This window comes from Ruegeria sp. AE4 (genome assembly GCF_056542185.1).
The window spans coordinates 1-17,596 of the sequence record NZ_JBQFZK010000007.1 but is presented as its reverse complement, the minus strand read 5'-3'; the positions used below and the strand labels follow the sequence as shown (position 1 = coordinate 17,596).

Below are 17,596 nucleotides of genomic sequence, written 5' to 3'. Positions count from 1 at the left end.
CCTAGGCCATTGGCAACCAAGTGGAATTAGGTTGCAAAGTTGTCAGGCTTGCCTGCCAATAATGGCCTTGTGACGGTTGATCGTACTGGCGGTCAATCGGATTTCCGGAAAGCTCACACCACAACAATGTCCCGACCGCGCCATGTGTAACGATGGCGAGGTCTCCGGTGCCATGGGCACGAGTGATTTCCAAGACTGCCCGGTGAATGCGCCTCTGCGCGTCGGCCGCAGTTTCCCAACCGCGAAAGCTAATGTCCGGCTGGGCAAAGAATGCGTCGGCGGCCGCCTCGAACCTTTCCCGTGGCAGGAAACCAGTGGTACTCCGATCATTCTCGCCAAGTTCCGGGTGGATATTTAGAGGCAACCCCAAGGGCGCGGCCATAATCTCACCAGTGTCGCGAGCCTTTCGTTCGCTGCTGGCCCAGATATGGCTGACATTGGCCATAGCTTCACCGGCGGCAAAGGATGCGGCGCGCCGGCGACCTGTCGTGCTCAGACCCCATTCCGTAATGGGGGTATCCGGATCAATATCGACCTCGGGGTGAGTGATGATCAGTAAATTCGACATCTAGTCAGGCAGAAGTACCGGCCCTTTGCCCGCAAACCCCATCCTGATTTCGGTACCCGGTGCAAGCGGTGCATCAACATCATCGTGGACCGCAAAAACCTGACCAAATGCGCCGGTCAGCGTGTATTCCATCCGCACGCCAACATAGGTTGCCTTCGCCACTGTAGCGGCGATGCCGTCATCAGAACCAATCACAAGGCGCGAGGGTCGTACAGCGATGGTTGCGGGCCCATTGGTCAAACCCCGACGCGGCAGAGTGTGACGGTATCCTTCGATCTCGATCGTTGCAGTATCACCGTCAGTTGCAATGATTTGACAGTTGAGCAGGTTTGCCTCGCCTATGAAATCGGCAACAAACCGGTCATTCGGGGCATCATAAAGCTCGCGAGGTGTACCCATCTGAGCGATCGCGGCGTTCCGCATCACAACAATCTCGTCCGAGACGGCCAGGGCCTCTTCCTGATCGTGGGTGACATAGACAACCGTCAATCCAAGGTCTTGCTGAATGGCCCGGATATCCTCGCGCACCTGGCGTCGCAGCTTGGCATCAAGGTTGGATAGCGGCTCGTCAAACAGCAGAACCTGTGGTTCTAGAACCAGCGCTCGCGCGACGGCGACACGTTGTTGCTGACCACCCGAGAGTTCGGAGGGAAGGCGATTGTCGAACCCCTTGAGCCCTACCAATTGCAAGCCATGCAAGGCGCGGCTGCGAGCCTCATCCTTGGCAAAGCCCGAGAATGTGAGGCCGTACATCACGTTCTCCAGCACGCTCATGTGGGGAAACAGCGCGTATGATTGAAACACCATTGATACGTCGCGGTCTGTTGCGGGCAGTTTGGTGACGTCCCGGTTGCCAATCATAATCTTGCCAGAGCTTGCCATCTCTAACCCGGCGATCATGCGCAACGTCGTTGTTTTCCCACAGCCTGACGGACCAAGCAGCGTGACCAGTTTTCCCGCTTCGACATGAAGGTTAATGTTATCAACAGCCACAACGTTTTTGCCGAACACTTTCGACACTTTCTCAAATAATACCGGGGCGGCCTTGGAACCGATTTTGTTGTCGGTCATGAGGGTGTCTCCGTTGTGTTCTGTGTGCGCCGACCGATCTGGACCCGACCGACGAGAATTTGCAATAAACCGACCGCTGCCAGCATCACGAAGATCAGCGTCGTCGAATACGCAATGGCGAGACCATAGTCGTTATTCTCGACCCGCCCGATGATATAGCTGGTTGCCATGTCGTATTCGGCACTGACCAGAAAAATCACAGCCGAGATCGCCGTCATCGCGCGGACAAAACTGTAAACAAGCGCGGCAAGTATCGCGGGACGTAGCAGCGGCAGAATGACACGACGAAATGTCTGCCACGAGTTTGCACCAAGGGTCAGCGAGGATTCATCGAGACTGCGGTCAAGTTGCGACATGCTGGCGATGCCCGCACGGACCCCAACCGGCATGTTGCGGAATATGAAGCTGATAACAAGGATAACGCCTGTGCCGGTTATCTCGATGGGCGGAACGTTGAAGGCAAGAATATAGCTGACACCAATCACCGTACCGGGGATTGCAAAGGACAGCATGGTCCCAAACTCGAAAGCGTTCTTTCCCGCAAAGCTTTGCCGGGTCAATAGGTAAGCCGTGACCAACCCAACCGCTGCCGTCAGAGGCGCAGCAATCGCCGCAATGGTTATGGTAGTCCAGAAGCTGTCCCACGCGGCGCCGGTCCAACGAATGCCCTCTTCTTCAAATCGAACAGAGAATGCCGTGACGTAGTGCTTTAGGGTCAGGGAGTTATTGACCCCCCAAAGCTCGACCACACTGCCGTAGATGATCATTGCATAGACAATGATCGTGAACACCGCCCAGCCAAGAGCGATTACCAGCACTGGAACAGAAAGACCCGTAGGCATCAAAGGGTGCACGCCTGCGTCGCCTTTGCCTGTTACGGTGGTATAGCTTTTCTTGCCCAGCCAAACACGCTGTGCGTAAAAGGCCGAAAGAGTAAAAAACAGCAATACCATGGCCAGAACGGCGGCCCGTCCTTGGTCATATTGCGCCCCGACGATGGCAAAGAAAATCTCGGTCGATAGAACGTCGAAATTCCCACCCAGAACAAGCGGGTTTCCGAAGTCGGCCATGCTTTCGATGAAGCCCAAAAGAAATGCATTGGCAAGACCGGGGCGCATCAGGGGCAGGGACACTGTCCTGAACGTTTGCCATCTGCTGGCGCGGAGAGTCTGGGCCGCTTCCTCCATAGATGGCGAGACGCCTTCCACCACGCCGATAAGAACGAGGAATGCAATGGGCGTGAATGCAAGGGCCTGTGCGATGAATATGCCTGGCATTCCGTACAGCCAGCGCGTTGGCTGCGTGCCGAACAGCTCGGCGACGAACCGTGTGACCGAGCCTGACAGACCAAAAAGCAGGATCAGCGCGAGGCCAATCACAAATGGCGGGGTGATGATCGGAAGAACAGTCAAAGCCCGCAGCACGCGTTTGTAGCGGAAACCCGAGCGGGTCACGACCAGTGCAAAGCACAAACCCAGGGCAGTCGTGACGAAGCCAACCAGGATGGCAAGAAACAGCGAGTTCCATGCCGCGCCGCATCTGGCACCATAAAAACACCCCAACCCCCAAAGCCGGGCATCAAAGAACTTTGAAAAGAAGACAGCAATGGAATATGCGCCATCTTCAGTGACAAAGGCAGCGAACAGCATCTTGGCGATCGGAAAAAAAACAAAGACGGTGACGATGGTAATCACACCGCCAATCGCACTAACAACAAAGACGTCACCGTTGATGGCACCTCTTGCCGCAATGCCTTGGGTCAACAGGAACAGAAAGCTTGAAGCGCAAATCATTGCGCCATAGCCCATACCGAATTGGCGATCACCAAGTTCGCCAAAATAGGCTTCCAACCAATTGAAATTGAAACCCCTGATGCCAATCCCGAATCCCTGTGCGATCAACCAGCCGAAGCCGAGCGCACCGGAAAGGATCAGAACCCGGGCATAGAGGGGGTCAGACTTGGCTCGCTTCAGCGCCAGAAGGGGTAAGGTCAGAGCGATCAACAGTGGGGCAAGCCAAAGCTTCTCACCCTGTGCGATCAGGAATGCAGCGGGGGCATAATCTTCGTCAAACGGGTAACCGTCAAAAAGCCATTCGAATGACCACAGGCCGCCGTCGACCATATACCACGGCAGCAGGCAAAACCCGACCCACCCGGCGATGACCCAAAAGATCAGAACCGGACGGGTCTTTTTTGTAATATGGTTGGCCATTTACTGCGGCAGAACCGAAACCTCTTCGTCCCATTTCTGCAACAGACGCTTTCGTTCGTCTGAGGAACCATACTTTTTGAAGTCATAGTCGATCAGCTTGATCTGACTCATGTCAGGCGCGCTTTCCGACGTTTCTGCGCTCTTATTTGATGGCACCTGAAACGCGCTGACCTGAAGAGCAAGGTTCTGCGCCTCGGGCGACAGCGCCCAGTCATAGAATTTCTTCGCCTCTTCCTCGTTGCGGGCGCCTTCAATAATGGACATCGAGCCAATTTCGTATCCCGTACCCTCACAAGGCGCGACTACCTTGATCGGGAAACCCGAAACAGCCTGCTTTACCGCATCATGCATGAAGACGATGCCAATCGTGTTCTCGCCTCGACCGGCTGCTTTGATTGGTGCAGATCCGGATTTTGTATACTGGTTGATATTCGAATGCAGGCCTTTCATGAACTCAAAACCTTCATCCTCGCCAAAGATCTGCACCATCGAGGCCAGCGTTGTGTAGGCCGTACCAGACGAGTTCGGGTTGGCCATCTGAACGTGACCCTTGTATTCAGGCTTTAGCAGGTCTTTCCAACAGGCGGGTTCGGGTAGGTTATTGGCCGCCAGCAGGTCTGCGTTATAGCCATACCCAAGTGCGCCGGAATAAATGCCGATCGTTCTGTTTCCGGCACTTTCGGCTTGGGAAATTGCCCAATCATGAAGCTGGTCGCGCATTGGCGACATGTATTCCATTGTTAGGTCCTCTTCGGCGGCCTGCAAATGCGGATCACCCGTGCCGCCCCACCAAACGTCTCCTTTCGGGTTCGAGCTTTCGGCACGAATCTGGGCAAAGGTTTCGCCTGACGACTTACGCGTCATGTTGACGTCGATGCCCGTTGCATCTTCGAAACTGCGCGCCATGAGTTGGCACCAGTCTTCCTGCGCCGAGCAATAGAGTGTCAGCTTGTCTGCCTGCGCTGCCGACACAGATGCGGCTATTGCAATCAGCGACCCGACGGCCGTGGATGTAAGTTTTTTCATTATCATTCCTCCCTTTGGTTATCGTGCACCAGTATCTTTTGTTTTGTCAGGCGCTTTCTCATCCAGCTTTTCGTAGCTTGTTAATGACAGACTGGGCGTTCTGATTGCCCGTCAGATTTCTCAGAAAACTTGACAGATCTCTTTCTTCCACCAGCTTTGCCGCTTTCCCCGGTGAAAACCAGTGACGCGTCCGTTCTTCCCGTTCTTTCCAACGCCGCTTCAGTTTTTCAACGACCATGGGATAGAGGGTAACGCGGCAGCGAACGCTATTCGCGCCCTCAAAGCGCTTGTCGTAGAAAAATTGGCCAATCGGCTGTTTCGAGATTGCCCCGACTGCACCTGCTTCTTCCAGAGCTTCAATTTCGGCGGCATGCCAAGGTTTCTTTCCTTCCATCAACCAACCTTTTGGGATGACCCACCGCCCAGTATCGCGCGAAGTCACCATCAGAACGCGTAGTTTTCCATCCCTGTCCCAGCGCATCGGAAGTGCTGCAATCTGGTCTGTTATGTTGCCGTCGCTCATGCTGCCCTCAATGACACGGTATCAATAGCGCACCCAGAATAACCTTCAGTCGTTAACGGTGGTTCTTGGGTTTTCACTATGAAACGGTTCAATTCACACATTCTTGCCTTGCGCTTTGGACTCTTCCGAATTGTCACAACCTACTGAGGGTTATGCAACAAAAATTATTGCATTATGCCCGAAATCCCACAAAAGTGGGGTTTGAAACCTGATTGGGTTGTTGGATGTCCAAAACGAAAATACGTGCCAAAACGATTGAAAAGGGACGGGGTAGGGTAAAGAAATCCGACCGGCGCCAGCAAATACTGCTGGAGTTGAAGCTTCGCCCGCACGTTCGCATCAATGAATTGGCCCAGCGTTTCAACGTCTCTAACGAGACGGTGCGCAGGGATTTTGACGCCCTGTCGAATGACGGCCTGATCGCACGCGCGCACGGAGGGGCATCTGCCCCGGCACAAGGGCATTATCCAGGTCTGGACGAGCGGGCCAACGCGCGAATTGAGGAGCGCGAACGCATAGGAATCAGCGCGGCGGGGCTGGTGCGCGATGGTGAAACGGTCATGATCGATTCCGGTTCGACCACAATCGAGATGGCCCGTGCATTGGCCTATCTCGGCACTCCTTGCACAGTGATTACAAATTCTATTCCGGTGGCAATGACCCTCGGCCATGGGGCTGCCGAGGTTCTGCTTTGTCCAGGAGAATATCTGGCAACCGAATCTGCGACGATTGGAACCGAAACGCTGGAATTCCTGTCTCGGTTCAATGTCGACAGATGCATGATCGGCTCGTCGGGTTTTTCGGTTGAAGGCCCTTCAGAAACCGTGCGCGGTTTTGCGGCTGTCAAAAGAATGATGCTGACGCGCGCAGCAAATCGACATCTTTTAATCGATTCAGGGAAATTTGGCCGTAAAGGCCTGTCTCAGGTCGGAGACCTGACCAGCCTGGATTCCATAGTTTCCGACACGAAACCAACAGGAGAATTGCTTAACGCGATCAACGGTGCCGAGGTTGATGTTCTCGTCGCCCCGTAAACACTGAAACGAATGACGAACAGCGGACTGCAAAAAGACCGCGCATGACTGGGAGGAAAACATGAAGATAGACATCAGATTATTGATTGGGGCATCGGCAATTTCGCTTATGTCGCTTTCCGGCACAGCTTCGGCGCAAGATTGCCCGAGGGGTGATCTGGACGAGCGATTTTGCGACGTGGATGGGGATTTGATTGCGGATATCCCCACAGATTCTTCCCAGCTAATTGATCCTGACACCCTGATTTTTGCCTATACACCGGTCGAAGACCCAGCCGTATACAAAACCGCGTGGTCTGACTTTCTAGAGCATCTGAAGGCTGAGACAGGCAAGGACGTGGTCTTTTTTCCGGTCCAAAACAACGCCGCCCAGATCGAGGCGATGCGGTCGGGACGCCTGCATATTGCGGGCTTCAACACCGGGTCCAACCCACTGGCAGTAAACTGTGCCGGGTTCCGACCGTTTACGATTATGGCCTCAAAAGACGGTAACTTCGGTTATGAAATGGAGATCATCACCTACCCAGGCTCGGGCATCGAAAAGGTTGAGGATATCAAAGGTAAGCAACTTGCCTTCACGTCACCCACGTCCAACTCGGGCTTCAAAGCACCGTCGGCGATCCTGAAAAGTGACTTTGATCTTCTGCCCGATCGCGACTTCGAACCCGTCTATTCGGGAAAGCACGACAACTCGATCCTTGGTGTGGCGAACAAGGACTATCCAGCGGCATCGATTGCAAATTCGGTAAAGGCACGGATGATTTTGCGGGATGTGATCAAGGAGGAAGATGTTGTTACGATTTACAAATCGCAGACCTTCCCAACCACCGGATTTGGCACTGTCTACAACCTGACGCCCGAATTGCAGGAGAAAATCCGCAATGCTTTCTTCAACTTCGAGTGGGAAGGGACGACGCTTGAAGCGGAGTTTTCCAAGTCGAACGAAGGCCAATTTCTTGAGATGACTTACCAGGAATTCTGGGACGTCATTCGCAAAATTGACGCGGCAAACGGCGTCTCCTACGCCTGCCAATAAGTCTTGCTTAATCCAGCGGGCCTGAAAAGGCCCGCTAATCACCCTAATCGGGGGCAATTTATGCTGCGTCTTCAAAAGCTGACGAAAACCTACAAGACCGGAGATCAGGCACTGAAGGCCATCGATCTTGAGGTACCCAAAGGGCAGGTGCTTGCACTAATTGGACCCTCGGGCGCGGGAAAATCGACCATGATCCGTTGCATCAACCGCTTGGTTGAACCCACAAGCGGCGGTGTTCTTCTGGATGACATGGACCTGACCAAACTCGGGTCGGGTGCGTTGCGGAAAGCACGCCGCGAAATGGGTATGATCTTTCAGGAATATGCCCTGGTCGAACGCCTCACCGTGATGGAAAACGTATTGTCCGGTAGGTTGGGGTATGTGGGATTCTGGCGCAGCTTTCTGCGGCGGTATCCGCAGTCGGATGTGGACGAGGCTTTCCGCCTGCTGGACCGGGTGGGGCTGTTGCATATGGCTGACAAACGCGCGGACGAGTTGTCGGGTGGTCAACGCCAAAGGGTCGGTATCTGCCGCGCTCTGATCCAGGACCCAAAGTTGTTGCTGGTCGATGAACCGACCGCGTCGCTGGATCCGAAGACCAGTCGACAGATCATGCGGCTGATCACCGAGCTGTGTCAGGAGCGCGGGCTGGCGGCCATCATCAACATCCATGACGTGGCTCTAGCCCAGATGTTCGTTCCGCGTGTCGTGGGCCTCCGCTTTGGCGAAATCGTGTTTGATGGTCTTCCAACAGGGCTCACCCCGGAAAAGCTGACCGAGATTTACGGCGAGGAAGACTGGGAAGCGACCATCGAAAAAGTGGATGAGGATGAAGATGTCGAGGCCGCAGAATGAGCCATCGAGAACTTGACGACATGCTGGGAAAAGGCTGGCGCAAACCGGCCTTTATCAAAAACACGTTGCTGCGCAGGGCATTGATACTTGGGTTCTTCGCCTACCTGATTGCGGCTTTCATGACCATCGATGTTGATTGGGGCAGGGTCTATGAGGGACTGGACAGGGGATGGGCGTTCGTCCTTGCCTTTACCAGCCCGGATTTCATTTCACGGTGGTCGGATATCTGGGCCGGTCTTCTGGAAAGCATTGTGATGACCGTGGCCGCTTCGGTTGTCGGTATCCTGATTTCGATCCCGATAGGATTGGGGGCTGCACGTAATATCGCCCCGTTGCCAATTTACATAATGTGCCGCGGCATTGTCGCGTTAAGCCGGGCATTGCAGGAAATTATCGTTGCCATTTTGCTTGTGGCCATCTTTGGCTTTGGCCCGCTGGCAGGATTTTTGACGCTGTCTTTCGCAACCATTGGGTTTCTTTCCAAGCTTTTGGCCGAAGATATCGAGGCGATGGACAAAGTTCAGGCTGAGGCGATTCAGGCCTCTGGTGCACGATGGCTGCAATGGATCAACTACGGGGTTCAGCCTCAGATCATGCCTAGGCTTGTGGGTCTTTCCATGTACCGGATCGACATCAATTTCCGGGAAAGCGCTATTCTCGGGCTGGTGGGGGCAGGCGGCATTGGCGCGACACTTAACACCGCGTTTGATCGATATGAATATGATACGGCTGCCGCCATTCTGATCCTTATCATCGGGATCGTCATGGCCCTTGAATACCTTTCGGGAATTATCCGCGCGAGGGTTCAGTAATGCCGGTTCTTGAACGCGACGATACACAAATCTGGCGCAGGCGGACGACGCGCCAAAGCCTGGTTCGCTGGTTTGGCTGGCTTCTGGGAGTAGCGGTTTTTGTCTACTGTTGGCAGCTCATTTCGGAATCGACAACCTGGTTTTTCGTCTGGGACGCACCCCGTATCGCCAACGATATCTGGACCCGCGCAACACCTCCGAAATGGGATTATATTACCCAGCTGGGTCGCCCGATCTGGGATACACTGAACATCGCTACACTGGGCACGATCATCGCTCTGTGCATGGCCGTGCCGGTTGCCTTTTTGGCGGCCCGCAATACTACCCCGTCGGCGTTGTTCATCCGCCCCATTGCCTTGTTGGTCATTGTCTCGACCCGCTCAATCAACTCGCTGATCTGGGCGCTTCTATTGATCGCTATCATCGGACCGGGCGTGTTCGCCGGTGTCATAGCAATCGCCATTCGTTCAATCGGGTTTTGCGCCAAACTTCTTTATGAAGCGATTGAAGAGATTGATCACGGTCAGGTCGAGGCGATCACAGCCACCGGTGCTTCGCGGTGGCAAGTCATGGCATATGGGATCGTTCCGCAAATCCTGCCAGCTTTTGCCGGAATTGCGGTCTTTCGTTGGGATATCAATATTCGCGAGTCTACAGTGCTTGGTCTGGTTGGTGCCGGTGGCATCGGGTTGCAGCTCTCGGCCTCGCTTAATGTTCTGGCGTGGCCGCAAGTCAGCCTCATCCTGATTGTAATTCTTTTTGCGGTCATGATCAGCGAATGGGTTTCGGCAAAGGTACGAGGAGCGATCATTTGACCGGATTCTCAGCGCAGGAGGCTTTTAAGGCATACGAAGCCGTCCGGCACCGCCTTCCAGATATTGAACCGAACGACGTGAGTTATCGTCGTATCGAGACCCTTTCCGAAATTATGGATGAGTTTGACGTATTTCTTCTGGATGCGTTCGGGGTTCTCAATATCGGAGAAACAGCAATCCCCGATACGCCGGAACGGATCAAGTCACTAACGGCTGCGGGCAAACGTGTCCTGGTGGTGTCGAATGCCGCCGGGTTTCCCCACGCCACGCTGTTGGAGAAATACACCAGGCTGGGATATGACTTCGCTCCGCAGGATGTGATTACCAGTCGGGCTACGTTGCTGTCCGGGCTGAATGGTCAACATGGGCTGCACTGGGGTTTGATGGCGACACCCAGCGCCGGGCTTCGCGATTTGGAAGATTTGAAACTAACCTATCTGGAGGATGACCCGCAACCCTACGAAACTGTTGATGGTTTTCTGATGATCGGGTCAGCCGCCTGGACCGAAACCCGGCAGGCGATGTTGGAGGCGGCATTGCTAAGCCGACCCCGCCCGGTATTGGTTGGCAACCCGGACATCGTTGCCCCACGCGAGTACGGCTTTTCCAAAGAACCCGGTCTTTTCGCGCACCGTTTGGCCGACCGGACGGGCGTAACCCCGCAGTTTTATGGAAAGCCTTTCGGCAATATCTATGATCTTGCTTTTAAGCGACTTGGGCCTGTCGACAAATCCCGCGTTCTGATGGTGGGTGATAGTCTGCATACTGACATTCTGGGCGCGCGTCATGCCGGAGTGGCTTCGGCACTTGTCTCGGATTTTGGATTCTTCGCCGGGCATGATGTTGAGGAAGCTATCAAACAAGCAGCGATTGTGCCGGATTTTGTCGTGACCCGACCCTGAGATTTCGAACTAAGGCGTATTTTAGGAAGAGTGTACGGGCAGGTTGCCTTGCAGAAGATGCGTGTAATGATGATTATGTTGCTTTTGTGGAGGTGTATCCAGTAGGTGAATTTTCTAACGGCAAATACCCATAGTCTCAGAACCTCGAAACCGGTTATTTTGCATCCTAACAATCTGGAACTCAATGCTAAGGGTCACTTTCGAGAACTCAAGCCATCTCAGGCTGGAAACACCGCTGTTTTCTTGACTGTTCCATAGACAAAACTGGTGTCGATCGAAGCTATTCCGCCGATCGGGTGAATTCGGTTTCGAATAAAGTCTTCGTATGCTTCGAGGTCCGATACCAATACCCGCAACTGGTAATCCATTGCGCCGGTCAGCACATGGCATTCTAAAACTTCATCGATCATTCGAACGCGTTTTTCGAATTTCTGCACATCTGTTTCATTGTGCCGCTCAAGCCGGATGCGGACAAAGACGGTAATCGCCATCCCGTATGCGGCAGCGTCCACATCGGCGCTGTATCCTTTGATGACACCGCTGGCCTCAAGGTTTTTGACCCGCCGCAGACACGGTGAAGGAGACAGGTTGACCTCATCAGCAAGATCCTGGTTCGTCATACGCCCGTCCCGCTGCAACGCTCGAATGATCTGCCTGTCTTTGGCGTCCATCTTCTCTCCATTATTAGCATAATATGCCAATATTGATCCTTACCTTGGCATTATTCGCAACCTATTGCTCAAAGTAAAGGCGCAAAGTGATAACAACTTAGATCAGGAGCCCACCGTGACCCGCACAACCGGATTTGCCACTCGCGCCATTCATCATGCCTACAACCCGTTTGAAAACGATGGTGCGCTGACCCCGCCCCTCCACTTGACCTCAACTTTCTCCTTCGAAACCGCAGAGGCTGGTGGGGAAATGTTTGCCGGTGAGCGCGCAGGTCATATCTATAGCCGGATATCGAACCCGACATGTGACCTTCTTGAAAAGCGCATTGCCGTGCTGGAAGGTGCCGAGGCTGGACTTGCACTGTCCAGCGGGATGGGTGCAATTACCGCCGTACTTTGGACCCTGCTGTCGCCAGGTGACGAAGTCATTGTCGACAAGACGCTCTACGGCTGCACATTCGCTTTCATGCGCCACGGTCTGGCAAAATGGGGTGTCACTATTACCCATGTCGACATGACGGACCCTGCGAACCTGAAAGCCGCTGTTTCCGAAAAAACCCGCGTCGTCTATTTTGAAACCCCAGCCAATCCAAACATGCGCTTGGTGGATATCGCTGCCAGTTCAGAGATTGCACATTCTGTCGGTGCACAGGTTGTGGTCGACAATACATATGCCAGCCCATATCTGACCCGCCCGATCGAGCACGGCGCGGATATCGTCCTGCACTCCGCCACCAAATATCTGGGCGGGCATGGCGATGTGGTCGCGGGTCTTGTGGTCGGAACCGCCGAGCAGATTTCTGAGATCCGGCTTGTCGGCATGAAGGACATGACAGGCGCAGTGATGGCACCTTTCAACGCAATGCTGATCCTGCGTGGACTGAAGACACTGAACCTGCGACTGGATCGCCACTGTGCGTCCGCCAAGGTTGTCGCCGATTACCTTCAGGCACACCCGGCCGTCAGTGAGGTTTATTTCCCGGGGCTTGAGAGTTTTGGCCAGCACGATGTCGCACAACGCCAGATGTCGCAGCCCGGCGCCATGATCGCCTTTGAAATCAAGTCTGGCCTGTCCGGTGGCATCGAGTTCATGAACCGCCTGAACATGATCCAGCGCGCCGTGTCCTTGGGGGACGCAGAAACCCTGATCCAGCACCCGGCATCCATGACTCATTCGACTTATACTGCGGAAGAACGGGCAGAACATGGGATCAGCGACGGTCTGATCCGTCTTTCCGTCGGGCTGGAAGACGTTGATGATATCCTTGCAGATTTAGAGCAAGCTTTGCCCTACCCTGCCCGCAGTGCCGCCTGAGTCTCGGAGACCACCATGCCATATGATCCCAACCAGTTGAAAACCGTTGAACAGCGTCTGCTGTGGTTGTCGCATTGGATGATCCACCATGCCAATCATATCCGGCCCAAGGTTGATGGGATAAAGGTCGGTGGTCACCAAGCGTCGTCCGCGTCGATGGTTTCGATCATGACTGCGCTATACTTTTCGGCTTTGCGTCCGGAAGATCGGGTTGCGGTCAAACCGCATGCGTCACCGGTTTTCCACGCGATGCAGTACCTCATGGGCAACCAGACCCGCGAAAAGATGGTAAACTTTCGCGGGTTTGGCGGCGTGCAAAGTTATCCCAGCCGGACAAAGGATATCGATGATGTCGACTTCTCGACAGGTTCGGTAGGTTTGGGTGTCGCGATCACCTCGTTTGCTTCGATCATTCAGGACTATGTCAAGGCCAAAAACTGGGGGGCAGATGCCCCGATGGGGCGCATGGTGGCGCTTGTAGGCGACGCTGAACTGGATGAAGGCAACGTATACGAAGCATTGCAGGAAGGCTGGAAAAACGGCCTGCGCAACACGTGGTGGATTATCGACTACAATCGGCAGTCGCTTGACGGCATCGTTCGTGAAGGATTGTTCGAACGGATCGAAAAAATCTTTGATGCCTTCGGATGGGATGTTGTGCGCGTGAAGCACGGCGTGTTGCAGCGCGCGGCCTTCAAAGAACCTGGCGGCGATCGGCTGCGAGACTGGATTGATGCCTGCTCGAACCAGGAATACTCGGCCCTGACGTTCATGGGTGGCGAGGTTTGGCGAAAGCGCCTCATGGACGATCTTGGCGATCAGGGTGATGTGACGGCGCTGATCGAACGGCGCACAGATGCCGAACTCGCTGCATTGATGGAAAACCTCGGCGGCAACTGCGTTGAGACCATGGCCCAAACTTTTGCCGCCATCGAACATGACCGCCCAACCTGTTTCCTTGCATATACCGTAAAGGGATGGGGCACGCCAATTGCGGGCCACAAGGACAACCACGGCGGGCTGATGAACAACAGCCAGTTCGCCGCGTGGCAAGAACATATGGGCGTGCCCGCCGGCGAGGAATGGGAACCGCTTGCGGCAGTGCAGGACCCGGAGGCGCTGAAAGACTTTCTGTCGAAAGTTCCCTTCTTTGCCAAAGGTCCGCGACGCTATTTCGATGGCAAGCTGGATGTTCCAGCGATTGACATCGAAACAAGCCGCGAAATTTCAACCCAAATGGCTTTCGGCAAGATTTTGGACGACTTGTCGAAAGGCGACAGCCAATTGGCCGAGCGCATCCTGACGACGTCTCCTGATGTCACTGGTACAACAAACCTTGGCCCGTGGGTTAATCGGCGCAAACTGTTTGCCAGATCCGAGCAAGCCGACGCTTTTATTGAACATCGTATCCCCTCGACGGCAAAATGGGAATTTACTCCCGAAGGGCAACATATCGAGCTTGGTATTGCCGAGATGAACCTCATGTTGCTTTTGGGCGCTGCGGGCCTTTCGCATTCCCTGTTCGGCAAGCGGCTTATCCCGATCGGTACTGTGTATGACCCCTTTGTCAGCCGTGGCCTCGATGCGCTCAATTATGCTTGTTATCAGGATGCGCGCTTTATGCTGGTCGGCACGCCTTCGGGCATAACTCTGGCCCCAGAAGGCGGCGCGCATCAATCCATTGGCACACCTTTGATCGGGATGAGCCAGGACGGACTGGCGGCCTTTGAGCCAGCCTTTGCTGATGAACTGGCTGTGATCATGGAGTGGGCCTTTGACTACCTGCAGCGTGATGGCGAAGGGCAACCGGACGAACGCACCTGGCTGCGTGACGAAACAGGCGGTTCGGTTTATCTGCGCTTGACGACAAACCCGATTGAACAGCCTGGCAAACGCGTGGACGATGAGTTCCGTCAAGGTGCTATTGATGGCGCATACTGGTTGCGAAAACCGGGGCCGAATTGCGAGGTCGTAATCGCCTATCAGGGGGCCGTTGCACCCGAAGCGATCAAAGCCGCTGGCGTGATGGGCGAAGGACGCAAAGACATTGGAGTGCTGGCGGTGACTTCGGCAGACCGGCTAAACGCTGGGTGGACGGCAGCGCAACGGGCGCGTTCGCGCGGCAATCAGGCGGCTCGGTCCCACATCGAAACTTTGATGTCCGGTCTGCCGTGCCACTGCAAGCTGGTTACCGTGATCGACGGACACCCCGCGACATTGTCTTGGCTGGGTGCCGTACAGGGACATCAGACCATCCCATTGGGGGTCGAACATTTTGGTCAGACAGGGACAATCGGCGACCTCCATCGGCACCATTGCATTGACGCAGACGCTATCCTGGAGAAGGTGAATGGTCTGACCCATGGCAAGGCTTTGCTTCGCACATGAGCGGCGGTGTTGGACGTCACAGCCAGGGCCTTACCCTCAGGGTAATTGGGCCCTTTGTGCAGGCGCGCGCTTGGGTTCGAAACCCCGAACGAAAGGCACCTTGTTCGAACCAAACTTTTGGGATCTGAGAAGAATTACGACTCGGGACTAAAGAAAAGATCCGCGCGCCTTTGCTTCTGCCACTACAGGTGCTCAAAACTGTCGTTGGTATGGACCGCCAGGAAAATCAATTTTGCGTGTATTAAGTCGGCCTATGCACGCTATCCGACCGGTTTTTTGGAAATATTCTTATTCATGTATGCGCTTAATAAAAATGGGTCTGTTCCTCTAGAATGTAACTCTTGAATAGCCGTTGATAATGTAGTTTGCAGGAGACACTCCAGTACGCGTTTGCCCCAAAAAGAACACTTTGTTCGAGCAGTTTCAGCGCAATCAATAACACCTAATTTCTAAGACAGAAAATGGCCACCGTTACAACAATCCCCAGACCGTCCGTAAGTTCTCCGCTCAGCTCTATCCAGGGCACCTATGCATATGGTGACGGGAATCCGTCGACCACGACGGTGATTTCCTACAGTTTCGGGCACTTCTCTGATACGCAGGCTTGGTCATCAGAGCATAAGGCGGAGTTCCGTGCGGCGCTGGCCGCAATAGAAGCCGTTGCAAACATTACTTTTGTCGAAGTCACCTCCGGTTCCGCTGACTTGGTTGAGGTTCTCGCGCCTTCCTCATTCTTTGAAAACCCGCGAACTCTCGGATTTCATTATTCGCCATCGAGCGGGACATCCTATGGCGCGTTCAACACGTCATACTGGACTGCTTCTTTCAACGGAAACGGTGATCCGGGCGGGTATTTCTTTACTACTTTGGTCCATGAATTAGGTCACGCCCTTGGGTTGGGGCATCCTCATGACACCGGATTGGGTACAACCGTGTTGAGCGGTGTAACGTCGCCATTCGACTCGTTTGGGGCGGCGGGCCTCAATCAGGGTGTCTACACTGTGATGTCGTATAACGATGGATGGACTTCACAAAACGGGGGGCTACACTTTAACGCAACGTACGGTGGTTCAACGGGGCTTGGGGCTTTGGATATTGCCGCGTTGCAGGCCATGTATGGGGCGAATACTTCATATAATTCCGGGGGCAATACCTACACACTTCCCTCTGCAAACGTCGCAGGAACTGGTTATCAGGCCATTTGGGATACTGGCGGGATTGACACAATACAACATGTTGGCAGTTCGAACGCACACATAGATCTCCGGGCCGCCACATTGGACTATTCCGTCACCGGAGGTGGGCTGATTTCGCATGCGGCTGGAATAAAAGGTGGTTTCACAATCGCGCATGGTGTTGTGATTGAAAACGCGTCTGGCGGATCGGGTGCTGATACTATTGTCGGCAATACCGCTCAGAACGTCTTGCGCGGGAACGACGGAAACGACACCATTCACTCGCTGTCCAACGGAAGCAATAACAACACCATCTATGGCGGCCAAGGCAACGATATCATTTTTGTGGCCCAAGGTACCGGCGCTGACCAGGTCTTTGGGGACCAGGGCAATGATCTGGCTGTTGTGCAGAGCAACGCAGGCACGTTTACAGGTGGAACCGGCACAGACACTGTCAGATTTGTCAGCGCGATAAGTAACTATTTATTCTTTGAAAACGGCGTTTTGTACGAGTTTTTGGACGTCGTCACGCGCACAACTTTCACCATTGCAGACGACGTAGAGTTGGTCCAGTTTCTTGACGGGTTACAGCAGTATGCCCGGTCGAATATCAAGTCTGCAATGCAGCTTTCAGATATTGATACACAGGGAACGACGTTACAACATGCCAGCCAAGGGCTTTATGTGCTGGATGGTGGAAGTTCGAACATTGCTTTGATTTATGGTGGCCAGTCTATTGGGCAGAACTCGCTGGCGGGCTGGCAGGCGCTTCAGGCCGAAGCCTCGGGCGGTGGCTACAAGGTGCTGTGGCAAAATGCGAACGGGTCATATGCTGAATGGACCACGGATGCCTCGGGGCAATATGTTAGCGGGACCGGCATCGCCAATGTCGTGGATGTCGAGGCCTTTTATGGTGTTGATCTGAACAATGACGGCCAGACCGGCCACGCCACAACCAATATCGAGACCAGCGGGTCGACCACACTCGCGTCTTCAACCCGCGGTGAGTACCTGATCAACGGTACCATCAACCTGACGTATAATGGCAATACAATTGGGCCAGACAGCCTGCCGGGCTGGCAGGCGCTTCAGGCCGAAGCTTCGGGCGGTGGCTACAAGGTGCTGTGGCAAAATGCGAACGGGTCATATGCTGAATGGACCACGGATGCCTCGGGGCAATATGTTAGCGGGA

The 17,596-nt window shown here is 54.3% G+C and carries 15 protein-coding genes; 9 read left to right on the top strand and 6 right to left on the bottom strand.

The features are described 5' to 3' along the window. Position 1: 1 nt before the first annotated feature. From ACR0EK_RS10925 to ACR0EK_RS10905, 5 genes are read right to left on the bottom strand one after another with little or no spacing between them, the layout of a single operon-like run. Positions 2–568 carry a histidine phosphatase family protein gene (locus ACR0EK_RS10925; protein ID WP_480899980.1) on the bottom strand — a complete coding sequence of 189 codons (567 nt, stop codon included), beginning with the start codon at positions 566–568 and terminating at the stop codon, positions 2–4. Further along, positions 569–1,639 carry an ABC transporter ATP-binding protein gene (locus ACR0EK_RS10920; protein ID WP_480899982.1) on the bottom strand — a complete coding sequence of 357 codons (1,071 nt, stop codon included), beginning with the start codon at positions 1,637–1,639 and terminating at the stop codon, positions 569–571. It abuts the gene before it with no gap. After that, positions 1,636–3,852, bottom strand: coding sequence for an ABC transporter permease (locus tag ACR0EK_RS10915; protein ID WP_480899984.1), 2,217 nt, complete (start codon positions 3,850–3,852; stop codon positions 1,636–1,638). The genes ACR0EK_RS10920 and ACR0EK_RS10915 overlap by 4 nt, the downstream gene beginning before the upstream one ends. Beyond that, positions 3,853–4,878: an ABC transporter substrate-binding protein gene (locus ACR0EK_RS10910; RefSeq protein WP_480539136.1), complete on the bottom strand. Its 1,026-nt coding sequence runs from the start codon at positions 4,876–4,878 to the stop codon at positions 3,853–3,855. Between the two features lie 58 nt (positions 4,879–4,936). Then, positions 4,937–5,401, bottom strand: a complete 465-nt coding sequence (locus tag ACR0EK_RS10905; protein ID WP_480483728.1) for an NUDIX hydrolase — start codon at positions 5,399–5,401, stop codon at positions 4,937–4,939. Positions 5,402–5,625: 224 nt separating this feature from the next. Here ACR0EK_RS10905 and ACR0EK_RS10900 point away from each other — a divergent pair, with 224 nt between their 5' ends. The 6 genes from ACR0EK_RS10900 (at position 5,626) to ACR0EK_RS10875 (ending at position 10,855) form a co-directional block, all read left to right on the top strand. Further along, a complete protein-coding gene (locus ACR0EK_RS10900; protein WP_480477264.1) occupies positions 5,626–6,435 on the top strand; it encodes a DeoR/GlpR family DNA-binding transcription regulator in 810 nt (269 codons plus the stop codon). A 61-nt stretch (positions 6,436–6,496) separates the two neighbouring features. Beyond that, the gene (gene phnD, locus ACR0EK_RS10895; protein ID WP_480899987.1) at positions 6,497–7,471 is read left to right on the top strand and encodes a phosphate/phosphite/phosphonate ABC transporter substrate-binding protein; all 975 of its coding nucleotides are present in this window, start codon (positions 6,497–6,499) and stop codon (positions 7,469–7,471) included. A 60-nt stretch (positions 7,472–7,531) separates the two neighbouring features. Then, complete coding sequence (phnC, locus tag ACR0EK_RS10890; protein ID WP_480487503.1) at positions 7,532–8,326, top strand: phosphonate ABC transporter ATP-binding protein; 795 nt, start codon at positions 7,532–7,534, stop codon at positions 8,324–8,326. After that, a complete protein-coding gene (gene phnE / locus ACR0EK_RS10885) occupies positions 8,323–9,138 on the top strand; it encodes a phosphonate ABC transporter, permease protein PhnE (RefSeq protein WP_209507091.1) in 816 nt (271 codons plus the stop codon). Before phnC ends, phnE (ACR0EK_RS10885) begins: the two co-directional genes overlap by 4 nt. Beyond that, complete coding sequence (gene phnE / locus ACR0EK_RS10880) at positions 9,138–9,953, top strand: phosphonate ABC transporter, permease protein PhnE (protein WP_480899989.1); 816 nt, start codon at positions 9,138–9,140, stop codon at positions 9,951–9,953. The genes phnE (ACR0EK_RS10885) and phnE (ACR0EK_RS10880) overlap by 1 nt, the downstream gene beginning before the upstream one ends. Beyond that, a complete protein-coding gene (locus ACR0EK_RS10875) occupies positions 9,917–10,855 on the top strand; it encodes an HAD-IIA family hydrolase (RefSeq protein ID WP_480899991.1) in 939 nt (312 codons plus the stop codon). Before phnE (ACR0EK_RS10880) ends, ACR0EK_RS10875 begins: the two co-directional genes overlap by 37 nt. 218 nt (positions 10,856–11,073) lie before the next feature. Here the strand turns inward: ACR0EK_RS10875 and ACR0EK_RS10870 are convergent, their stop codons facing one another. Further along, on the bottom strand, positions 11,074–11,526 hold the full coding sequence (locus ACR0EK_RS10870; protein ID WP_209507088.1) for an Lrp/AsnC family transcriptional regulator: 453 nt from the start codon (positions 11,524–11,526) through the stop codon (positions 11,074–11,076). A 115-nt stretch (positions 11,527–11,641) separates the two neighbouring features. On the opposite strand from ACR0EK_RS10870, the gene ACR0EK_RS10865 reads away from it, so the two are divergent. The 3 genes from ACR0EK_RS10865 to ACR0EK_RS10855 all read left to right on the top strand — a co-directional run. Then, positions 11,642–12,841, top strand: coding sequence for a methionine gamma-lyase (locus ACR0EK_RS10865; RefSeq protein ID WP_480899994.1), 1,200 nt, complete (start codon positions 11,642–11,644; stop codon positions 12,839–12,841). Between the two features lie 15 nt (positions 12,842–12,856). Next, positions 12,857–15,229, top strand: coding sequence for a 1-deoxy-D-xylulose-5-phosphate synthase N-terminal domain-containing protein (locus tag ACR0EK_RS10860; protein ID WP_480899996.1), 2,373 nt, complete (start codon positions 12,857–12,859; stop codon positions 15,227–15,229). 461 nt (positions 15,230–15,690) lie between these two features. After that, positions 15,691–17,596, top strand: a 1,906-nt coding sequence (locus ACR0EK_RS10855) for a M10 family metallopeptidase C-terminal domain-containing protein (RefSeq protein WP_480899998.1), incomplete at its 3' end; no start/stop codon positions are given.

Coding starts and splice junctions, on each gene's coding strand:
- phnE (WP_480899989.1), top strand. CDS start 9,138: ATGCCGGTTCTTGAACGCGACGATACACAAATCTGGCGCAGGCGGACG.
- phnC (WP_480487503.1), top strand. CDS start 7,532: ATGCTGCGTCTTCAAAAGCTGACGAAAACCTACAAGACCGGAGATCAG.
- ACR0EK_RS10900 (WP_480477264.1), top strand. CDS start 5,626: ATGTCCAAAACGAAAATACGTGCCAAAACGATTGAAAAGGGACGGGGT.
- ACR0EK_RS10915 (WP_480899984.1), bottom strand. CDS start 3,852: ATGGCCAACCATATTACAAAAAAGACCCGTCCGGTTCTGATCTTTTGG.
- ACR0EK_RS10860 (WP_480899996.1), top strand. CDS start 12,857: ATGCCATATGATCCCAACCAGTTGAAAACCGTTGAACAGCGTCTGCTG.
- phnE (WP_209507091.1), top strand. CDS start 8,323: ATGAGCCATCGAGAACTTGACGACATGCTGGGAAAAGGCTGGCGCAAA.
- ACR0EK_RS10920 (WP_480899982.1), bottom strand. CDS start 1,639: ATGACCGACAACAAAATCGGTTCCAAGGCCGCCCCGGTATTATTTGAG.
- ACR0EK_RS10870 (WP_209507088.1), bottom strand. CDS start 11,526: ATGGACGCCAAAGACAGGCAGATCATTCGAGCGTTGCAGCGGGACGGG.
- ACR0EK_RS10925 (WP_480899980.1), bottom strand. CDS start 568: ATGTCGAATTTACTGATCATCACTCACCCCGAGGTCGATATTGATCCG.
- phnD (WP_480899987.1), top strand. CDS start 6,497: ATGAAGATAGACATCAGATTATTGATTGGGGCATCGGCAATTTCGCTT.
- ACR0EK_RS10875 (WP_480899991.1), top strand. CDS start 9,917: ATGGGTTTCGGCAAAGGTACGAGGAGCGATCATTTGACCGGATTCTCA.
- ACR0EK_RS10905 (WP_480483728.1), bottom strand. CDS start 5,401: ATGAGCGACGGCAACATAACAGACCAGATTGCAGCACTTCCGATGCGC.
- ACR0EK_RS10910 (WP_480539136.1), bottom strand. CDS start 4,878: ATGAAAAAACTTACATCCACGGCCGTCGGGTCGCTGATTGCAATAGCC.